Below are 16,088 nucleotides of genomic sequence, written 5' to 3' on the forward strand. Positions count from 1 at the left end.
TTATTCGGCGATGCCGGCCAATTCGCACAAGTTGGCTTGCTGCACAGGCTGAGGGCAACTCCAAACCAAAAAGAACAACGCTTCACGGCACCATCTGCCGACCCGATGGCCTGTAACGTAGCCTGCTCCCTTGGCGGCCGACAAGGCGGCTTGCGTCGTACGCAGCGCGATGCTGTTGGCGCGACTTCGTAATTGTTCGGTGCTGCAGAGCGGCTCGCCTGCTGCCGCCGAAAGCAAGTCGGTCTGTAGATCGCTCAATTCTTGAGCAAACGACGCTGCTGGGGGCGCCAGTTCGGGACGCTTATTTGCTTCTTCGCGGATATACGCAGCCGCCGCCGTCGCCAGACCGATGGCCAACGTGGAAGTCTCTAAACCTCCTGTCTTCGCGCCGACGCCTGCTTTCATGACGTTTTCGACGGGGCCAGCCAACAAATCTGCACGCCCAACCCGAACCTGCGAAAATTTCACCATTCCGGTGGCGCTGCCGGTCAGCCCCACAAGATCGGCCGGAGGTTCAGCAGATACGCCTGGCGCATCGCCAGCAACGGCGGCTAGCAACTCGCGACCATCGGCAAGCGTTGCGCCCACAACCAGCGTATCGGCATGGACGCCGCCGGTGACCCAGGGGCTGTAACCATCGAGCAAAAAGGAGTCTCCGTCGATCGTTGCACTCAATACTGCTTGGTTCAAATGACGCCGGCTTGTGGTGAGATGAGAGATCCCCACCGTAGCGAATGTTGCTCCGCTGACCAGATCCGGTAGCAAGCGTCGTTGGGCTGATTCATTGGAGGAGCCTGCAATTCGTCGACATGCGCCAGTCCGCTGCGTAATCACAAAGGTAGTGGTCAAACAGGCAGCACTGAGCTTGAGATACCCGCGCACAACATCGACGTCGCTCCAGCCGAATCCGCCCTGTTCTTCGGCAAGAAACCAGCGAAAAACTCCGGCGTCTCCGCAGGCTCGTAAAGATTCTGCCGGCCAAACTTCGTGGGTCGAGAGTTGCTGCAGTTGCTCGCACAGGCGATCGAGCCGCGGATCGTTGGGTTGAGAGATCACGAAATTTCTTTCCAGCGATTTCCAAGAAGAAAATAAAATTGGGCAAGATGGGTATTCGATTTGCTATCAGCTGTCATCGTACGCATTTCGCTTGGCCGTAGCTAGCGAAGTCCAGCAACGGCTTGTATCGCAATCGGCGTTCTATGCACTTACTTACCCGGGGTGAAAGCATTTCTGAATCCGTTGATTGCTATCACCCACTGGCTGCGATATGTCTAAAGGAGAGAGCGACTGTGAGAAGTTCGCTTCAAGCATTCGCTTGTAGCTTCCGATTCGTAGGAAGTGATTGGGGTCGCATCCCCGATAATGAACAGGTACATTTGCCTTAAGTCTCCAGTTCCAAAGCGTTTCAGGCATTGCCTGCTGAAGGATGGATTATGAGTCAAGCAGAATTGACGCAAACCGAGTCAGACGTCTTAAAGGGCGTCGTCGCTGAATTGTCGGCCGAGAAGCTTTATGACAAGTGCATCGAGCTAGCCAACAATTTGTGGTGGACTTGGCAACCCGATGTTTTTAACCTTTTTCGCGACCTCGATCCGATCCGCTGGCGTCAGCTGGATCATAACCCGATCGCGTTGTTGAAAGAGTTTACGCCAGAACGGCTCGAACTTCGTGCCGCCGAAATGGTCCTCTACAGCCGCATTAATCATGCATTTCGCCGGCTGAAAGAATATCTCTCGACCAAAGATACTTGGTCGGCGACCCACGCCGGCGTGTTGGGATCGCGTCCCGTCGCTTACTTTTCGGCCGAATTTGGCATCCACGAGTCGTTGCCGATTTATTCCGGCGGTCTCGGTGTCCTCTCCGGCGACCATGTGAAAAGTGCCAGCGGTTTGGGCGTTCCGCTGATCGCGATCGGCCTGTTCTACGACCAAGGCTATTTCAAGCAACACTTGGACGTCGACGGCTATCAGCACGAAGAGTACATGGACACCAAGGTTGAGAATCTGCCGATGAATCCGGCGCTCTCACCGGATGGTACCCCGATTACGATCTCGATCGACACGCGCAGCGGTACGCTCAAAGCCAAGCTGTGGAAGGTGAACGTCGGCCGCGTGAAGCTCTTTTTGCTCGACTGCGATGTCGACGGCAACAAGCCAGAAGATCGCGAGTTGACCAGCCGTTTGTACGGCGGTGATGAGCGAACCCGAATTCGCCAAGAGTTGGTGCTCGGCGTCGGCGGCATGCGAGCACTGAAGGCGCTCGGCATCACTCCCGGCGCTTACCACCTGAACGAAGGCCACAGCGCCTTTGCTTCGCTGGAAGGGATGCGTGAGCGGATCCAAGAAGATGGCTTGTCGTACGACGAAGCGCTGCGTGACGTCGCGCGTCAGACCATCTTTACGACCCACACGCCGGTTCCGGCTGGTCACGACCGGTTTGACGCCGGCTTGATCGAAGAACATCTGGGCCCGCTCCGCGATGCGATGGGTATTTCGCATGATCAACTGATGGGTCTAGGCCGAGTCGAGCCGCACAACGCCAACGAGACCTTCTGTATGACGGTCGTCGGACTGAAGCTGTCTCGCCGCGCCAATGCGGTCAGCCAGTTGCATGGACATGTCTCTCGTCGCATGTGGGCGCATCTGTGGCCATCTCGCGTCGAAGAAGAGATTCCGATTGGACACATCACCAACGGCGTGCATGTCCCCAGTTGGGTCGCCTGGCAGATGTTGCAGCTTTATGATCGCCATTTTCCCAGTGGTTGGTACAGCCGCATGGGCGAGGCCGATTTCTGGCAAAACATTCATAGCGTTGATCCCGGCGAATTGTGGGAAACCCACGCGACGCTCAAAAACTTGCTGCTGCAATTTGTTCGCCGCCGCGTTTCGCGACAATGTCGCCGCCGGGGAGAAAGCGACGATGCAGTTGAACGAGCTCGCACGCTGCTCGATCCGAACATCCTGACGATCGGATTCGCGCGGCGTTTTGCCACCTACAAGCGAGCCGACTTGTTGCTGGATGATGCGGATCGCTTGGACGAAATCGTCAACTCGACGACTCGTCCGGTGCAGTTCATCTTCTCCGGCAAGGCCCACCCAAAAGACGAGCCCGGCAAAGCGAAGATCCGCGAGATCTTCAATTTGCGCAATGACGAACGTTTCCGCCATCGGATCGTGTTCGTCGAAGATTACGACATCAACGTCGCGCGTCACTTGATCCAAGGGGTCGACGTTTGGTTGAACAACCCCCGTCGTCCGCTAGAAGCCTCTGGCACAAGCGGCCAGAAGGTGGTCTTGAACGGCGGTTTGAACTGCTCGATTCTTGACGGCTGGTGGGCCGAAGCGCACGACGGCAACAACGGCTTCGCCATCGGCAACGGACGAACGCACAGTTCGGTCGAACGCCAAGATGAACGCGATGGCGAACAGCTTTATCGCGTCCTCGAAAACGAAGTCGTGCCGCTCTTCTACGATCGCGACGTCGATGGACTGCCGCGTGAGTGGATCAAACGCATGATGAACTCAATCGGCACGTTGGCCTGGCGATTTAGTGCACACCGCATGGTGATGGACTATACGCGACTCGCCTACGTCCCAGCCGCTGGCGGTTTGAGCTCGGATATGAGCCAGTTCTAAGCACAAGAGTTAGTGTCAACTTCAAAGCGTCTTGCCGTGATCGGCAAGACGCTTTTTTTGTGCGCATTGTTGCTCAAGCCAGGGGCCAAGCTTGTTATCAATAAAGGGAAGAACTCGCAGTGACGCGAGCTTGCTCTTCAATATTGAGGTACAGGACCTTGGCTATCATGCAAGTTAAGGGGCGGTGACAAGCTTATGAGCGCAGCGACGTGAGCGGCTGTTAGGTGCTCACGGCGCCTTGTTGGTGATCGAGCAACGCTTGATAAATCACTTTCAGTAATGTCTTGCGATGGATTGGCTTCGATTGATAGTCGGAGCAACCAGCGTCTAGGCAGCGCTGACGATCTTCTTCCATTGCATTCGCCGTCAGTGCGATGATTGGCAATTGATAGCCCAAAGCGCGTAACTGCTGGGTGGCGGTATAGCCATCCATGATCGGCATCTGCATATCCATGAGGATGAGATCATAGGGCAGGTGAAGTTCCTTGGCGTTTTCCATCAAAGCCAAGGCTTCAGCCCCGTTGGTCGCCAGCGTCACATTGGCGCCTGCTTTTTCTAGGATCGTGCGAACCAGCAATTGCACATCACGACTATCTTCGACCAGCATCACGTTCGCTTCAATTTTCTGCGGCATGTCAGGCGCTGGTTGCGGTGGACGCGTCAGACAGTCGTCGATCGTTTCCACAAACGGGATCCCTTCGATATCGCCCACTGGGACCGAAAGGGTAAAGGCCGATCCTTTGCCTGGCGTGCTTTCGACAATCAACGTCCCGCCCATCAGTTCGGCCAGACGTCGACTGATCGGAAGTCCCAAGCCGGCGCCTCCGTAGGTTCGCGAAGTCGTACTGTCTCCTTGAACGAACGGTTCGAAAATCTGTTCTAGCTTCTCAGGGGCAATGCCGGGGCCCGTGTCGGAAACGCGGATTCGCAGCATGCGTCGGCCGACGTCTCCAAAGGTGGACGAAATTTCCAGCAAGATTCTCCCTTTTTCGGTGAACTTGAGTGCGTTGCCCACCAGATTCAACAAAATCTGTCGCAGACGGAGCTCGTCGGTCTCAATCTCGGCCGGAATCGGAGTTTTGCAGCGGACTGACAGGCTCAACCGGCGTGCTGCAGCTCGCTTCTTCAAGATGCTGACAACTTCGTTGGCGATCTGTCCCGGTGAACAAAGTTCGGAATGGATTTCGGTACGTCCCGCTTCGATCTTGGACAGATCGAGCACGTCGTCAATCAAACCCAGCAAATGCTCTCCGTTTCGCAGGATCGTATTTAGCGTTTCGTTTCGCTCATCTATCGAAGCGTAGTCAGGCGATTCGATCAGATTTTCGGTAAAGCCCAAAATCGCCGTCATCGGCGTACGCAGTTCGTGACTCATTGTCGCCAGGAAGCGGCTCTTCGCGGTATTGGCCGCCTCGGCGCGATGTTGCGCTGCTAACAACTCATTGTGCGTGTGAACAATCTTCCAAGACATCGCATTGAATTGCCGCACGACATCATTCAGCTCGTCGTGGGTTACATCGTCAACCTGCAGTCCAAATTCTCCATCGCCGATTCGTTTGGCGGCATGAGACAAGCGCGCGATCCGGGCCCGTAATTGATTGCCAACCAACCAGCTGATCCCCAACACGATCGAAGCCAGCACCAATACGACGCCAAAAATATTCCAACGCAAGCGGGTCAGCGGGGCCATGAGCGGATCTTCCGCTTGATCGATTACCGCCTCCCAGCCTAGCCCCGCGAATCTCCCCGAACCGCGGCTTTCTGCGACGATCGACAAGATGCTCGTACCATCTAGGTTGACGTACTCATAAATCCGCTGCGTCGGTCCAAACTGGGCGTAGGTGACTCCCTCTAGAGGAGAGGATTTGTCGAGCGGAGTCCTTGCGCTGTAAGCGGAATGGTAGATATACTTTTTTTGAGCATCGAGCAGTGAAATGCTGAGAATTGAATCTTGTTTGGCGCGTTGATCAATCGCGGCGACGATTTCGTTAAGCGAGATCACCGTTTTCAACACGCCCAGAAAATCGCCACCAGAGTCGTTGACTCTCAGGCAAAGGCTGATCGCATATTCGTCGGCGCTTTCGTCGAAGGCGACGCTTTCGACGTAGACTCCCTTTTCAGCCGCCGCTTTCCACCATGATTCGTCATCTTGGCGATAGTCAGAGGTCCGATTCGTTTCGGCCACGTTGGCGCCGTAACGATTGGTCAAGAAGATTTCGCCGTACTCGTCGGCGCCATACTCTTCATTCAGCAGCGATACCTGGCGTGTCAGCTCTTGTGACAGCGGTAATGCGTCAATATCGTCAGCAAGCTTGGCGGCAACTGGATCATTGGCGCGCCATTGTTGATCACGCAGATCGATGATCGCTTGAACGTCGGGCAGTTTAGCGAACTCGGCGTTGGAATCGACAAGCGCCTGACGAATCTGAGGAGATTCTGAGTAAGCCCTCCATTGCGCTATCCGCGTGTGCACCATGCGATCGATCTCGTCGATCACCGATTGCGCTTGACCTGCTGATCGGCTAATGATGATGTTTCGCAAGACTTCGGAAGCCTGACGACTAGCGAGATAACCCACCAGCAGCATGCTAATCATCAAGATAGTCAATAGACAATAGAACTTTGTCGCGAGCTTCATGAGCGTTGCCCCTACGCTAAATCTAAGCCTTCAGGGGAAACTGTAGGCTAGTAGCCGATTGGATGAGTCGGCTTTCTTGGAACGAGTCCAATTAAATCGATCAACACTTCAATTCTTACCAGCGGAATACCGCAGAGTTGGACAGATCGCTGTTGCTGCATGCGATTATCTGGATGCCCCCGATGATTTCGGGACTGTCCCATCAGCGAAGTTTCAGGACGCTGCGAAGGATCGGCTTGGACAGTTTGGACTAATTCTAACGGCGACCCGTTCTCGTCTGGCCGCCGCTACGGTGATATACTGGGGGGCTTTCTCCGAATCCCTTCCGGCAATCTCCCAACCGAGGCTTGTGCGCGATGTCGATTACCAAGTTCATGGAACGCCATTACCGTCATTTTAATGCTCGAGAAATGCTCGATGCGGCGAAATCCTACAAATCTTTCGTCGAAAACGGCGGTAAGATGATGGTGACTTTGGCAGGCGCAATGAGCACCGCCGAGCTGGGCGTTTCGTTGGCCGAGATGATCCGCCAAGGCAAGGTCCATGCGATCAGCTGCACCGCCGCCAATCTGGAAGAAGACGTATTCAATTTGGTGGCTCATAATGAGTACAAGCTGGCCACCAATTACCGCGATCTTTCGCCTGAGGCCGAGCGTGAACTGCGCGATGCAGGCTTCAATCGCGTTACCGATACCTGCATTCCCGAGACGGTCGTTCGCCATCTAGAGCGTCTGTTAACCGAACGCTGGATCGAAGCCGGCGAAAAGGGAGAGCAGCACTCGCCGGTCGACTATTTCCGCATGCTATTTGATGCGAACGCGCTGGAACCTTACTACCAGATTCCTGTCGAAGACTCTTGGTTGAAAGCGGCGTTTGACGCCAAGATCCCGGTCTACGTTCCCGGCTACGAAGATTCGACCATGGGGAACATCTTTGCGGCCCGCGTGATCGAAGGCAAAGTGAAATCGCACAACGTGCTAAAGCCTGGGACCGCGCAGATGCAAGAGTTGGTCGAGTGGTATCTGGCCAACCAAAAAGATCACCCGATCGGCTTTTATCAAATCGGCGGCGGCATCGCCGGCGACTTCGCCATTTGCGCCGTACCGCTGATCATCCAAGACCTAGAACTCGACGTCAGCTACTGGAGCTACTTCTGCCAGATCTCTGATTCGACGACCTCTTTTGGTTCATACAGCGGCGCCGTGCCGAACGAAAAGATCACCTGGAACAAACTCGACGTCCATACCGACAAGTTTATGATCAACTCTGACGCGTCGATTGTTGCGCCGATGATGTTCGCCTACGTGCTGGGAGAATAACACTAGGCAGTAGTGCTGTGGCAAGAACGCCGCAGCACGCAAGATAAAAACTGTAGCCCAACAGCGCGAGCTTTGGGCTACAGTTCGTTTACGGCTAACTCAGCAGCAGCGCCGCTTTGCTAAGGCGATCGAGCGCCTTCGAGACCGCTTCGGCAGCGATCTTCTCCAGCATCTCGCCAGACGGAGCCGGCAGCACTTCGCCATCTTTGCGCATCGTCAGCTTACCGTTGTGCAACATATCTTTCAGACCATTCTGAATCTCGAAATGCGTTTTTTCGCCATCCACCATGGTGACGATATGTCGCGTCAGGTCGTCCAGCTTGATGATCTCATGCCGCGCGTTGGTTAATCGATCAATGCTCGCCGCCTGAAGTCGAGCGACTCCGGAGACTTTCGGTTTGACCGTAATCTCGCGAGTGAATCGATTGGGAGTGTACGACATCTCGACCACGCCGCCGACCGCCAGGTGAATGATATTGTTCGCCATGGCGCGACGTAATTGAGCGGGATCGGCGGCTCCCATCTCTTCAGCTTTGGCTTGCACGCGAGCGACAAGATTGTCGAACGAAACGGCCAGCGGGAATTGCTCTCCGATGTAGTCGATTGCAGTGATCATTAGTGGATCGGTCGTGTTAAGACCTTGATTGGACTGCAAGTTGCGGTACGAGACCGTGTTGGGCGGAAGCTGTTTATCCGCCGGATTTTCGACGCGACGCATCGGTGAACTAATCCAAGCGCCCTCCAGCGTCTTCTCGCCCAACGCTCGATCGATCTTGGTCCCTTTGGCGCAAAGAAGGGTCTGGCGAAACATCCGATTGCGGACGAAGTCGGCGTATTGCTCGCGCTGAATGATATCGGGCGCGACTCGCTCTAAGGTTTGCGCCACCTCTTTGGCGAAGTTGCCGGTCCACATGGTCGCGATATGCGATTCGGCCAGATATTGCAAATCGTGCTTGGCCGCCTGCTCCATGAACTGATGGAAGTAGAACTGATAGTTGTTTGTTTCCAAATGATCATGGTACAGATAATTGTCAGTCTGATTCTTGAGCAGATTCAATTCAGAGTGAATCATGCTGCCATAGGCGCCGGCATCGGCGGCGACGCTGCTGGCCAAGAATTCTAAGAGCGCTCGAGCTTGTTGAACCTGCTTGGTGGGGTCGGTCAAGTTACGCACATGATAGTTCATCATGTCGCGGATCGCACCGCGGAGATGCCAACCCGGTAGCGTGTTGTAGCTGACCAGCGCGACCCCTTGCGGGTTCAGATGATCGCGGCAGATTTCGAGGATCTTGGTTTGCACTTCTGGCGGAACCCAAGAGAAGACGCCGTGGCAAATGATGTAGTCAAATTTGCCCAGCGACTCGTCGACATTCAGGATGTCAAGCTGCTTTAGCTCGATGTTGGTGATGCCAATCTTGTCGACGCTCGCCTGAGCGGATTCAATTTGTCCTTTCGACAAGTCGATCCCGACAAACTGGCTCTCAGGCAACGTCTCGGCCATCGGAATAATATTTCCGCCGCCGGCGCAACCGATTTCTAGCACGCGACAATGTTCGATATCGACGGGAGTCATCCCAAACATCCGACTTAACGCATGGAGCCGCTCGGGGTGCGTTTGTCGAAAAGGGTGACTCGGATAGGGAACAACATCGTAACTATATTTCGAGGCGGCAAGGCTTTCGTCGCTTTCGCTGGTCTGCATGTTTTCGGCCGTCATCAGTTCGTCGGACTCCAAGAGATCGCAATTGAGAAAAGAGGGGTGTTTGGTCCCTCCATTTTCTCGTGCAGCCCTTTGGTTGTCTGCGGAAAACCGTCCAATTTGGTTAGGTTCACCAAACTCAAATCATCGACTAGGCGAAATGCGCGGGTTGTAACGCTTTGCGAATCCTACTCATCCGTTTAATCGCCAAATTGCGAAATTCAGACAAGTCGCATAACTGACCCAAAGAAGATAGGGAATCAGCAGCAGAGCCGCCAGCTTTGACATTCTCGCGAACCAATAAATCGTTGCGACGATCATCAGCCACAGCAGCACAATGACAACCAATCCCAGCAGCGGGCTTTGCATGCCAAAAAACACGGGAGACCAAATCGCATTCAGAAATAACTGTCCCCCAAACACCAGCAGCGGCGTTCGCGTCTGTGACCAATGGGCCTGACGCCAAACTAGCCACGCTGAGATCCCCATCAAGATATAGAGCGTGGTCCAGACTGGCCCAAACACCCAACTAGGTGGAGTCCAGCTAGGTTTATCGATGCCGGCGTACCAAGTGGGGATTTGCGGCGTCGTAAAGAGAGCGCCGACGAAGCCGACGGTCAAACAAAAGAGGACTGCAGCAAGCAGCACAAACCCCTGAACAAGCTTGGATCGCGTCGGCGCCGTTGTGCTGGAGTCAATCAACTTGCATCTCGGCTAGAAAGAGCCTGAAAGCTTGGTTCGTCAAAAGTCCGCAGCTAATTTTAACGACAGACGACGGTGATCGCGAAACCTTTGCCGTCTGTGTAAGAGCGACCAAGCTGGCCGCTCTTTTGCTGGTTGAAACTGGACTAGCCGCTTAGGCTAGGCATTTATCGAGCGCCGCGATCGACGCATCGTAGTTGGGTTCTTGCGTCGCTTCGGAGACCACTTCGGCATAGGTGACCTTGCCATCGGCGTCCAGCACAAAGGTGCCGCGAGCCAGCAGCATCAGCTCTTCGATCAGCATGCCCCAGTTGTTGCCAAAGCTGCGAGTTTGGTAGTCCGAAGCCTTTTGGATGCTTTCGATTCCTTCGGCGCCGCAAAAGCGATTTAGCGCAAACGGCAGATCAAGACTGACCGTGTAGGCATTGATCTTATCGCCGTAGCTGCCCAACTTTTCGTTAAACTTCCGCGTCTGCATTGCACAAACGCTAGTGTCGACCGAAGGGATGACGCTCAGAATGGTCGGCTTCCCTTTGACGTCAGCCAAAGTGATCGCCTTCAGTCCTTCGGGGCCAAAGCTGTGCAGGGTGAAGTCGGGAGCCGGCTGGCCGACTTGGACCGCTTCGCCGGCCAAAGTCATCGGGTTACCTTTGAACGTGATGGCGCCGTGTCGCGACATGGGAGATTCTCCTGAGCTGAGTTTGCGTGCGAGGGATTCAATGTTACTCGCATTGTCACGCGCTGTCGGCGGCGGAAAAAGGGGGCGTACTTCGATCGCGGCGATACTTCGCCGGCAAGAAATGCAACAGCCCGCAGGTGGAGACCGCGGGCCGATGCCAGTCGTAGGTGAGCGAGAGAGCAGGGGTTACGCCCAATTCACTTCTAGTTGGTTCTCGATCTGATCGACTCCAGCCTGGCGAAGCGCCTCTTGGGCCATCTGCTTGTGAAAAAAGGAAGCGACGTTGCCTTTCAGCACGATCCGGTCTTGCTCTTGTTCAAAGCGGAGCGTGCGTCCAGCAAAATGGGGATTGTTGGCGAGGGCGCGCTCGACGTTGGCGGAATAATCAGCTTGATTCATGGAATTGCTCGAACTGGGATACGCGGAGGGGAGAGAACGTCGCGGTTGGCTGACCAGTTAAAGCTATCGACCTGCTAGCGGAGCCAGTTGAGCCCCGTGTGGCTGATCTAGTGAGGATTTTTGCGAAGCGGCGCCGATCGTAACGATAACGCCGCTTCGGGGGAGGTGAATGGGCGGGAAGAGTTTGTTCCTTAGGCCTAGCCCAGCATCTTTTTCCCAAATGCTTTCGCTTCTGCGATCGCATCGGCGATTTTGTCGGGGTCTTTGCCGCCGGCTTGGGCCATGTCGGCTCGGCCGCCGCCGGATCCGCCGACGATGGTGGAGACCGTCTTTACCCATTCGCCTGCTTTGCCGCCTGATTTGACGACGTCTTCGCTAAGGCCGGCGACCATCATCACTTTGTCTTCGCCTTGACCGGCGATCAGCAGCACCGCACATGGCGCCGCTTTCTTTCGCAACTGGTCAATCAGTTGACGCATGACGTTGGGGTTGGCGCCAGGGGCTTCGGCGACGATCAGTTTTACCTCGCCGACTAGTTCGGCTTGAGCCAGCAGATCGTCGGCGGTCAGCACGCCTAGTTCGGCGCGAGCTGCGATCTCTTGCTTTAGCGATTCGATGTCGGTCAGCAAAGCCGCAATTCGAGACGGCGCATCAAACATGCCAACGTTGATCATGCGGGCAGTTTCTTTCAGCGTCTCTTTTTGGATCGCGTAGCTGGGCTGCACCGCTTTGAGATCCTCGGTAATTGCAGGCATCGCGTCCGGAACCTTGCCGCTGCCGCTGGCTGCTTTTTTCAGGTCACGCACATATTGCAGTAACTGTTTGACAGCGGCCGGTACGTCGAGCAGCGCCACGCCCAACGAATTGGAAATATCACCCAACGAAGCCGACACTTGCTGGCGGTATTCTTGGGCTTTGGTTCCGGTCAACGCGATGATCCGTCGCACGCCGGCAGACGGACCTTCTTCACTGATCACTTCAAACATGCCGACGTCGCCGGTGTTGGTCAAATGGGTGCCGCCGCAAAGTTCGCGACTGAAGGTTCCCATCGAAACCAGACGCACCGGGTCCGGATATTTTTCGCCAAACAGCATCATCGCGCCCAGTTCTCGCGCTTTCGCCAGCGGAACGGTTTCCCATTTTACATTCTCGGCCGCCGCGACGCGCTCGTTGACGTCGACTTCGATGGCAGCAAGCTCTTCCGGAGTGACCGCCGCCTGATTGGTGAAGTCGAAGCGGAGCCAATCTTCGTCGACCTTGGAACCTTGCTGCTGCGCGTGCGCGCCCAGGTTCTTTTGTAATGCGTAATGCAAAATGTGAGTCGCCGAGTGAGCGCGTTGGATCCCGGCATGTCGCTGACCCACCGTCGCGGTCGCTTCGACATTGCTGCTGATTTTGCCGCTGGCCAGATAGCCATGATGTAAGAACAGGTCGCTATCTTTTTGCGTGTCGGTGACGACAAAGCGGAAGTCTTTGCCGACGATCTCGCCGCTGTCGCCGACCTGACCGCCAGACTCTCCATAGAAGGGAGTGCAGTCAGTCACTACGATCAGCATGTGCTCCTGGCCGGTCTGATCATAGTCGTCCACCAGTCGAGACGTGCCGTCGGCATCGTTCGCTACGATTCCTTTGATCGTGACATCGGCGGCAGATTGGTCGTAGCCTACGTAGTCGGTTTTACGCAAGGTGTTCTTCAGCGATTCGATCGGACCATCGGCAAAAAGTACCGAGGTTCCGCCGCCGGTGGTGACGCCAAAGTCTTCCATCGCTTGCTTGTAGCCGGGCCAGTCAAACGAAAGGCCTTTTTCGGCCGCGACTTGTTCAAACAACTCCGGCGGAAAACCATAGGTCTGATACAACTCGGCCGCTTCTTTGCCGTTGACGACGGTCAGGTTTTCTTTTTGCATCGAATTGAAAGTCTTCTCGGTGCGCGCCAAACCTTCATCCAAGCGATCGAGGAAGTTTTCTTCTTCGGTCCGAATCACATTGGCGACGCGCTGCGTCGTCTCTTGCAGTTCTGGATAGGGAACCTTCATCATTTCCGCGATCTTATCGACTAGTTGATAAGCGAACGCTTGACGCAGGCCCATTTGATGACCATCCAGGACGGCGCGGCGGAGCAAACGCCGGATGACATATTTCTCTTTTTGGGCGCCGGGATAGACATTCTCATGAATCGCGAACGTGCACGCACGAATATGGTCGGTGATGCGGCGCAGGCGGCGGCCGTTGTCATCTTCCGGAACATACTTGACGCCGCAAATTTCGCCAGCCGCTTCCACAATGGGACGCAGAATATCGATGTGATAGTTGGTGGTAACTCCTTGCAGCGTCGCGGCGGTGCGCTCTAGCCCCATCCCCGTGTCAATGTTCTTACTTGGCAGCGGTTCCAGATTGTTCGGCGGATCGCCGATCCGGTTGAACTGCGTAAAGACGAGATTCCAGATCTCGACCGGCTTGCTCCCTTTCGGGTGAAAATAAATTTCGCTGCACGGACCGCAAACGCCATCGGGACCAAGACTTGGCGCACTAGCCGGCCAGAAGTTTTCGTCTTCGTCCAGGCGATGGATGCGCGAAGTCGGTAGGCCGATCTTCTCGTGCCAATAATTGGCCGCTTCGTCGTCATCTTTGTAAACCGTGACGGTCAGCTGATCGGCCGGAAGGCCCAACCATTTTTTCTCGGTCAAAAATTCCCACGCCCAAGAGATCGCTTCCGGCTTGAAATAGTCGCCAAAGCTAAAGTTGCCCATCATCTCGAAGAACGTGTGGTGATAGGCGGTCCGGCCGACGTTGTCGATATCACCGGTACGCAAGCATTTTTGACAGGTTGTCGCGCGAGTGAAATCGAGCTTTACGCGACCCAGAAAGTGATCCTTAAACTGGTTCATCCCGGCCGGGGTAAACAGCACCGAAGGATCCCAGGTCGGCACCAAGACATCGCTCGCGCGACGCGAATGCCCTTTGGATTCGTAGAAGCTGAGGTATTTTTCGCGTAGTTCGTCGGTCTTCATGGCGAAATCAGGCCGGGCCAGTAAGAGTCAAATAGTGCTGTTTAAAGGGGTTATGATAAGCCCTTCACGGCAAATCGGCTAGGCGTGACGAGGGCGAACCCGTTGCTAACCTTAGGACCCAGCCGAGACCAAAAGGTTTGCGAAAGTACAAAAAAGAGGCTTCCGGGTGATGCGAACCGGAAGCCTCTTAGGTCACGGACGTCGGATGGAGCCCGCCGACGCCCAAACGGAGGAAGACTCGTTGCTCAACTCAATCCCTGGGAACTGCAAGCTCACTGCGGAGATTCAGCAGCATGCAGCCATCGCGGGGTTTATAGCTCTTCTTCAGCTTCGTACTCTTCGTCTTCAGCACCTTCTTTGACGGGAGCGGCGTCAAACAGCTTTTCGCCGTTATGGCCTGCCGATTCCAGCACTTTTTGCTTCAATTCTTCGGTCATCTCGGGATTTTCGACCAGAAAGGCTCGCGCCTTTTCTTTGCCCTGTCCCAGTTGGATGTCGCCATAACGGAACCAGGCTCCACTGCGAGCGACAATTTTGGCTTCCAATGCCAGGTCCAGGATGTCTCCTTCGTAGCTGATGCCGTTGGTGTGCATCATGTCGAACTCGGCGATCCGGAACGGCGGAGCGACCTTGTTTTTCACGATTTTGCAGCGAACACGTTGGCCCACCACATCTTCGCCATCTTTCAGTTGCCCGATGCGACGAACGTCGACGCGGCATGAGCAGTAAAACTTCAGGGCGCGACCGCCAGGCGTTGTTTCGGGGCTTCCAAACATCACGCCCACTTTTTCGCGGATCTGGTTGATGAAGATCACAATCGTTTTCGATTTAGAAATCACGCCAGTCAATTTACGCATCGCTTGGCTCATCAAGCGAGCCTGCAAACCAACATGCGAAGCGCCAATTTCGCCGTTCAATTCCGCTTTCGGAACGAGGGCCGCGACCGAGTCGACGACGATCACGTCAACCGCATTCGATTTGACCAGCATCTCCGTAATCTGGAGACCTTCTTCCCCGCTGGAGGGTTGGCTGACCAGCAGCGTCTCTAACTCAACACCCAGCTTTTTGGCCCAACTCGGGTCGAGTGCATGCTCGGCGTCGACGAAAGCGGCGATTCCCCCCATCGCTTGGGCCTGGGCGATCACATGCAGTGCGATCGTTGTTTTACCGCTCGATTCTGGGCCAAAGACCTCGATGATGCGTCCGCGGGGTAGTCCCTTCCCGCCGAGCGCCAAGTCGAGCGACAGCGATCCAGTTGGGATCCCTTCGATCTTGGCGTGATTCGATCCCAGGGGCATGATCGCCCCTTCGCCAAATGATTTTTCGATTTGCTGAAGCGTCGTTTTTAGAACGGCGTTGCCAGACAGCATGTCGGCGACATCTTTGTGCTCGGCTTTGGGCGACTTATCGCTACCGCTGTTCTTTTTGCTGCTTTTCGCAGGCTCTTTTTTCGCTGTCTCTTTTTTCGCCATTCGACTGTTCTTTGAAGCAGTTGCGGTGACCATTTTCCGGGCTCCTTTATGGTAAATGTCCTGTCCGCTGGCAAGCATCCCCCGTTCGGCATCAACTAAACGGATGGTCAGTGTACGCCTGTGAGGTGTACATGTCAACAGTGACTTGCCGGTGACTAAAGAGAAGTATCGGGGAGCCCTGGGACACGGCTGGTCACGGGCCAAAAGGAATCCGAAATTATTTTCATGTAGGGGATAAGATAGGCCCCGGTTTCACGAGGTAAAACGACTTACGTCAAAAAATGGGGGGCTGGGATAGATAGGAGGCGGGCGCGAATGCTGGCTTATGTAGCATTGTACGTTCCCAAAGTGTTTCACCTTAGAACTACCGAACCGCCTGAGGGCGATTCTTAGTAGATAGAGAACGGAAAATAAGTCTGCCCCCATGCTCGGATAACAAAGACTTCCCAGGAAGGATTCTGCGGGCCAAAAAGAGATAAAGGCCCGTTATCTCTTTTTGGTAAAGCGGCTTTATCTAAATGCGGCGCATTGGCG

Annotated in this window: 10 protein-coding genes; 2 read left to right on the forward strand and 8 right to left on the reverse strand. The window is 55.0% G+C overall.

Translation table 11 applies throughout. The features are described from left to right. Nucleotides 1-1,056: an acyl-CoA dehydrogenase family protein gene (locus SH421x_RS05135; RefSeq protein WP_488854326.1), complete on the reverse strand. Its 1,056-nt coding sequence runs from the start codon at nt 1,054-1,056 to the stop codon at nt 1-3. Nucleotides 1,057-1,433: 377 nt separating this feature from the next. Here SH421x_RS05135 and glgP point away from each other — a divergent pair, with 377 nt between their 5' ends. After that, nucleotides 1,434-3,635: an alpha-glucan family phosphorylase gene (gene glgP, locus SH421x_RS05140; protein WP_488854327.1), complete on the forward strand. Its 2,202-nt coding sequence runs from the start codon at nt 1,434-1,436 to the stop codon at nt 3,633-3,635. 220 nt (nt 3,636-3,855) lie between these two features. Here glgP and SH421x_RS05145 read toward each other — a convergent pair whose 3' ends face one another. Continuing rightward, nucleotides 3,856-6,273 carry a hybrid sensor histidine kinase/response regulator gene (locus SH421x_RS05145; RefSeq protein WP_488854328.1) on the reverse strand — a complete coding sequence of 806 codons (2,418 nt, stop codon included), beginning with the start codon at nt 6,271-6,273 and terminating at the stop codon, nt 3,856-3,858. A 356-nt stretch (nt 6,274-6,629) separates the two neighbouring features. Here SH421x_RS05145 and SH421x_RS05150 point away from each other — a divergent pair, with 356 nt between their 5' ends. Continuing rightward, on the forward strand, nt 6,630-7,592 hold the full coding sequence (locus SH421x_RS05150) for a deoxyhypusine synthase family protein (protein WP_488854329.1): 963 nt from the start codon (nt 6,630-6,632) through the stop codon (nt 7,590-7,592). Nucleotides 7,593-7,686: 94 nt separating this feature from the next. Here SH421x_RS05150 and SH421x_RS05155 read toward each other — a convergent pair whose 3' ends face one another. The 6 genes from SH421x_RS05155 to recA all read right to left on the reverse strand — a co-directional run bounded on the left by SH421x_RS05155 (nt 7,687) and on the right by recA (nt 15,452). Next, complete coding sequence (locus SH421x_RS05155) at nt 7,687-9,309, reverse strand: methyltransferase regulatory domain-containing protein (RefSeq protein ID WP_488854330.1); 1,623 nt, start codon at nt 9,307-9,309, stop codon at nt 7,687-7,689. Between the two features lie 174 nt (nt 9,310-9,483). After that, complete coding sequence (locus tag SH421x_RS05160) at nt 9,484-9,993, reverse strand: TspO/MBR family protein (RefSeq protein ID WP_488854331.1); 510 nt, start codon at nt 9,991-9,993, stop codon at nt 9,484-9,486. A 154-nt stretch (nt 9,994-10,147) separates the two neighbouring features. Further along, nucleotides 10,148-10,672 carry a thiol peroxidase gene (gene tpx, locus SH421x_RS05165; RefSeq protein ID WP_488854332.1) on the reverse strand — a complete coding sequence of 175 codons (525 nt, stop codon included), beginning with the start codon at nt 10,670-10,672 and terminating at the stop codon, nt 10,148-10,150. Between the two features lie 186 nt (nt 10,673-10,858). After that, entirely contained in the window at nt 10,859-11,071 is a 213-nt protein-coding gene (locus SH421x_RS05170; RefSeq protein WP_488854333.1) for a BON domain-containing protein, read from the reverse strand. A 197-nt stretch (nt 11,072-11,268) separates the two neighbouring features. Continuing rightward, entirely contained in the window at nt 11,269-14,082 is a 2,814-nt protein-coding gene (gene alaS / locus SH421x_RS05175; RefSeq protein WP_488854334.1) for an alanine--tRNA ligase, read from the reverse strand. A 311-nt stretch (nt 14,083-14,393) separates the two neighbouring features. Next, complete coding sequence (recA, locus tag SH421x_RS05180) at nt 14,394-15,452, reverse strand: recombinase RecA (RefSeq protein WP_488856413.1); 1,059 nt, start codon at nt 15,450-15,452, stop codon at nt 14,394-14,396. Between the last annotated feature and the right edge of the window lie 636 nt (nt 15,453-16,088).

The organism is Blastopirellula sp. SH421 (assembly GCF_057808535.1).

Excerpts from the sequence above, each read along its gene's own strand:
- glgP (WP_488854327.1), top strand. The coding sequence starts at position 1,434 with ATGAGTCAAGCAGAATTGACGCAAACCGAGTCAGACGTCTTAAAGGGC.
- SH421x_RS05155 (WP_488854330.1), bottom strand. The coding sequence starts at position 9,309 with ATGACGGCCGAAAACATGCAGACCAGCGAAAGCGACGAAAGCCTTGCC.
- tpx (WP_488854332.1), bottom strand. The coding sequence starts at position 10,672 with ATGTCGCGACACGGCGCCATCACGTTCAAAGGTAACCCGATGACTTTG.
- recA (WP_488856413.1), bottom strand. The coding sequence starts at position 15,452 with ATGCTGTCTGGCAACGCCGTTCTAAAAACGACGCTTCAGCAAATCGAA.
- alaS (WP_488854334.1), bottom strand. The coding sequence starts at position 14,082 with ATGAAGACCGACGAACTACGCGAAAAATACCTCAGCTTCTACGAATCC.
- SH421x_RS05170 (WP_488854333.1), bottom strand. The coding sequence starts at position 11,071 with ATGAATCAAGCTGATTATTCCGCCAACGTCGAGCGCGCCCTCGCCAAC.
- SH421x_RS05145 (WP_488854328.1), bottom strand. The coding sequence starts at position 6,273 with ATGAAGCTCGCGACAAAGTTCTATTGTCTATTGACTATCTTGATGATT.
- SH421x_RS05150 (WP_488854329.1), top strand. The coding sequence starts at position 6,630 with ATGTCGATTACCAAGTTCATGGAACGCCATTACCGTCATTTTAATGCT.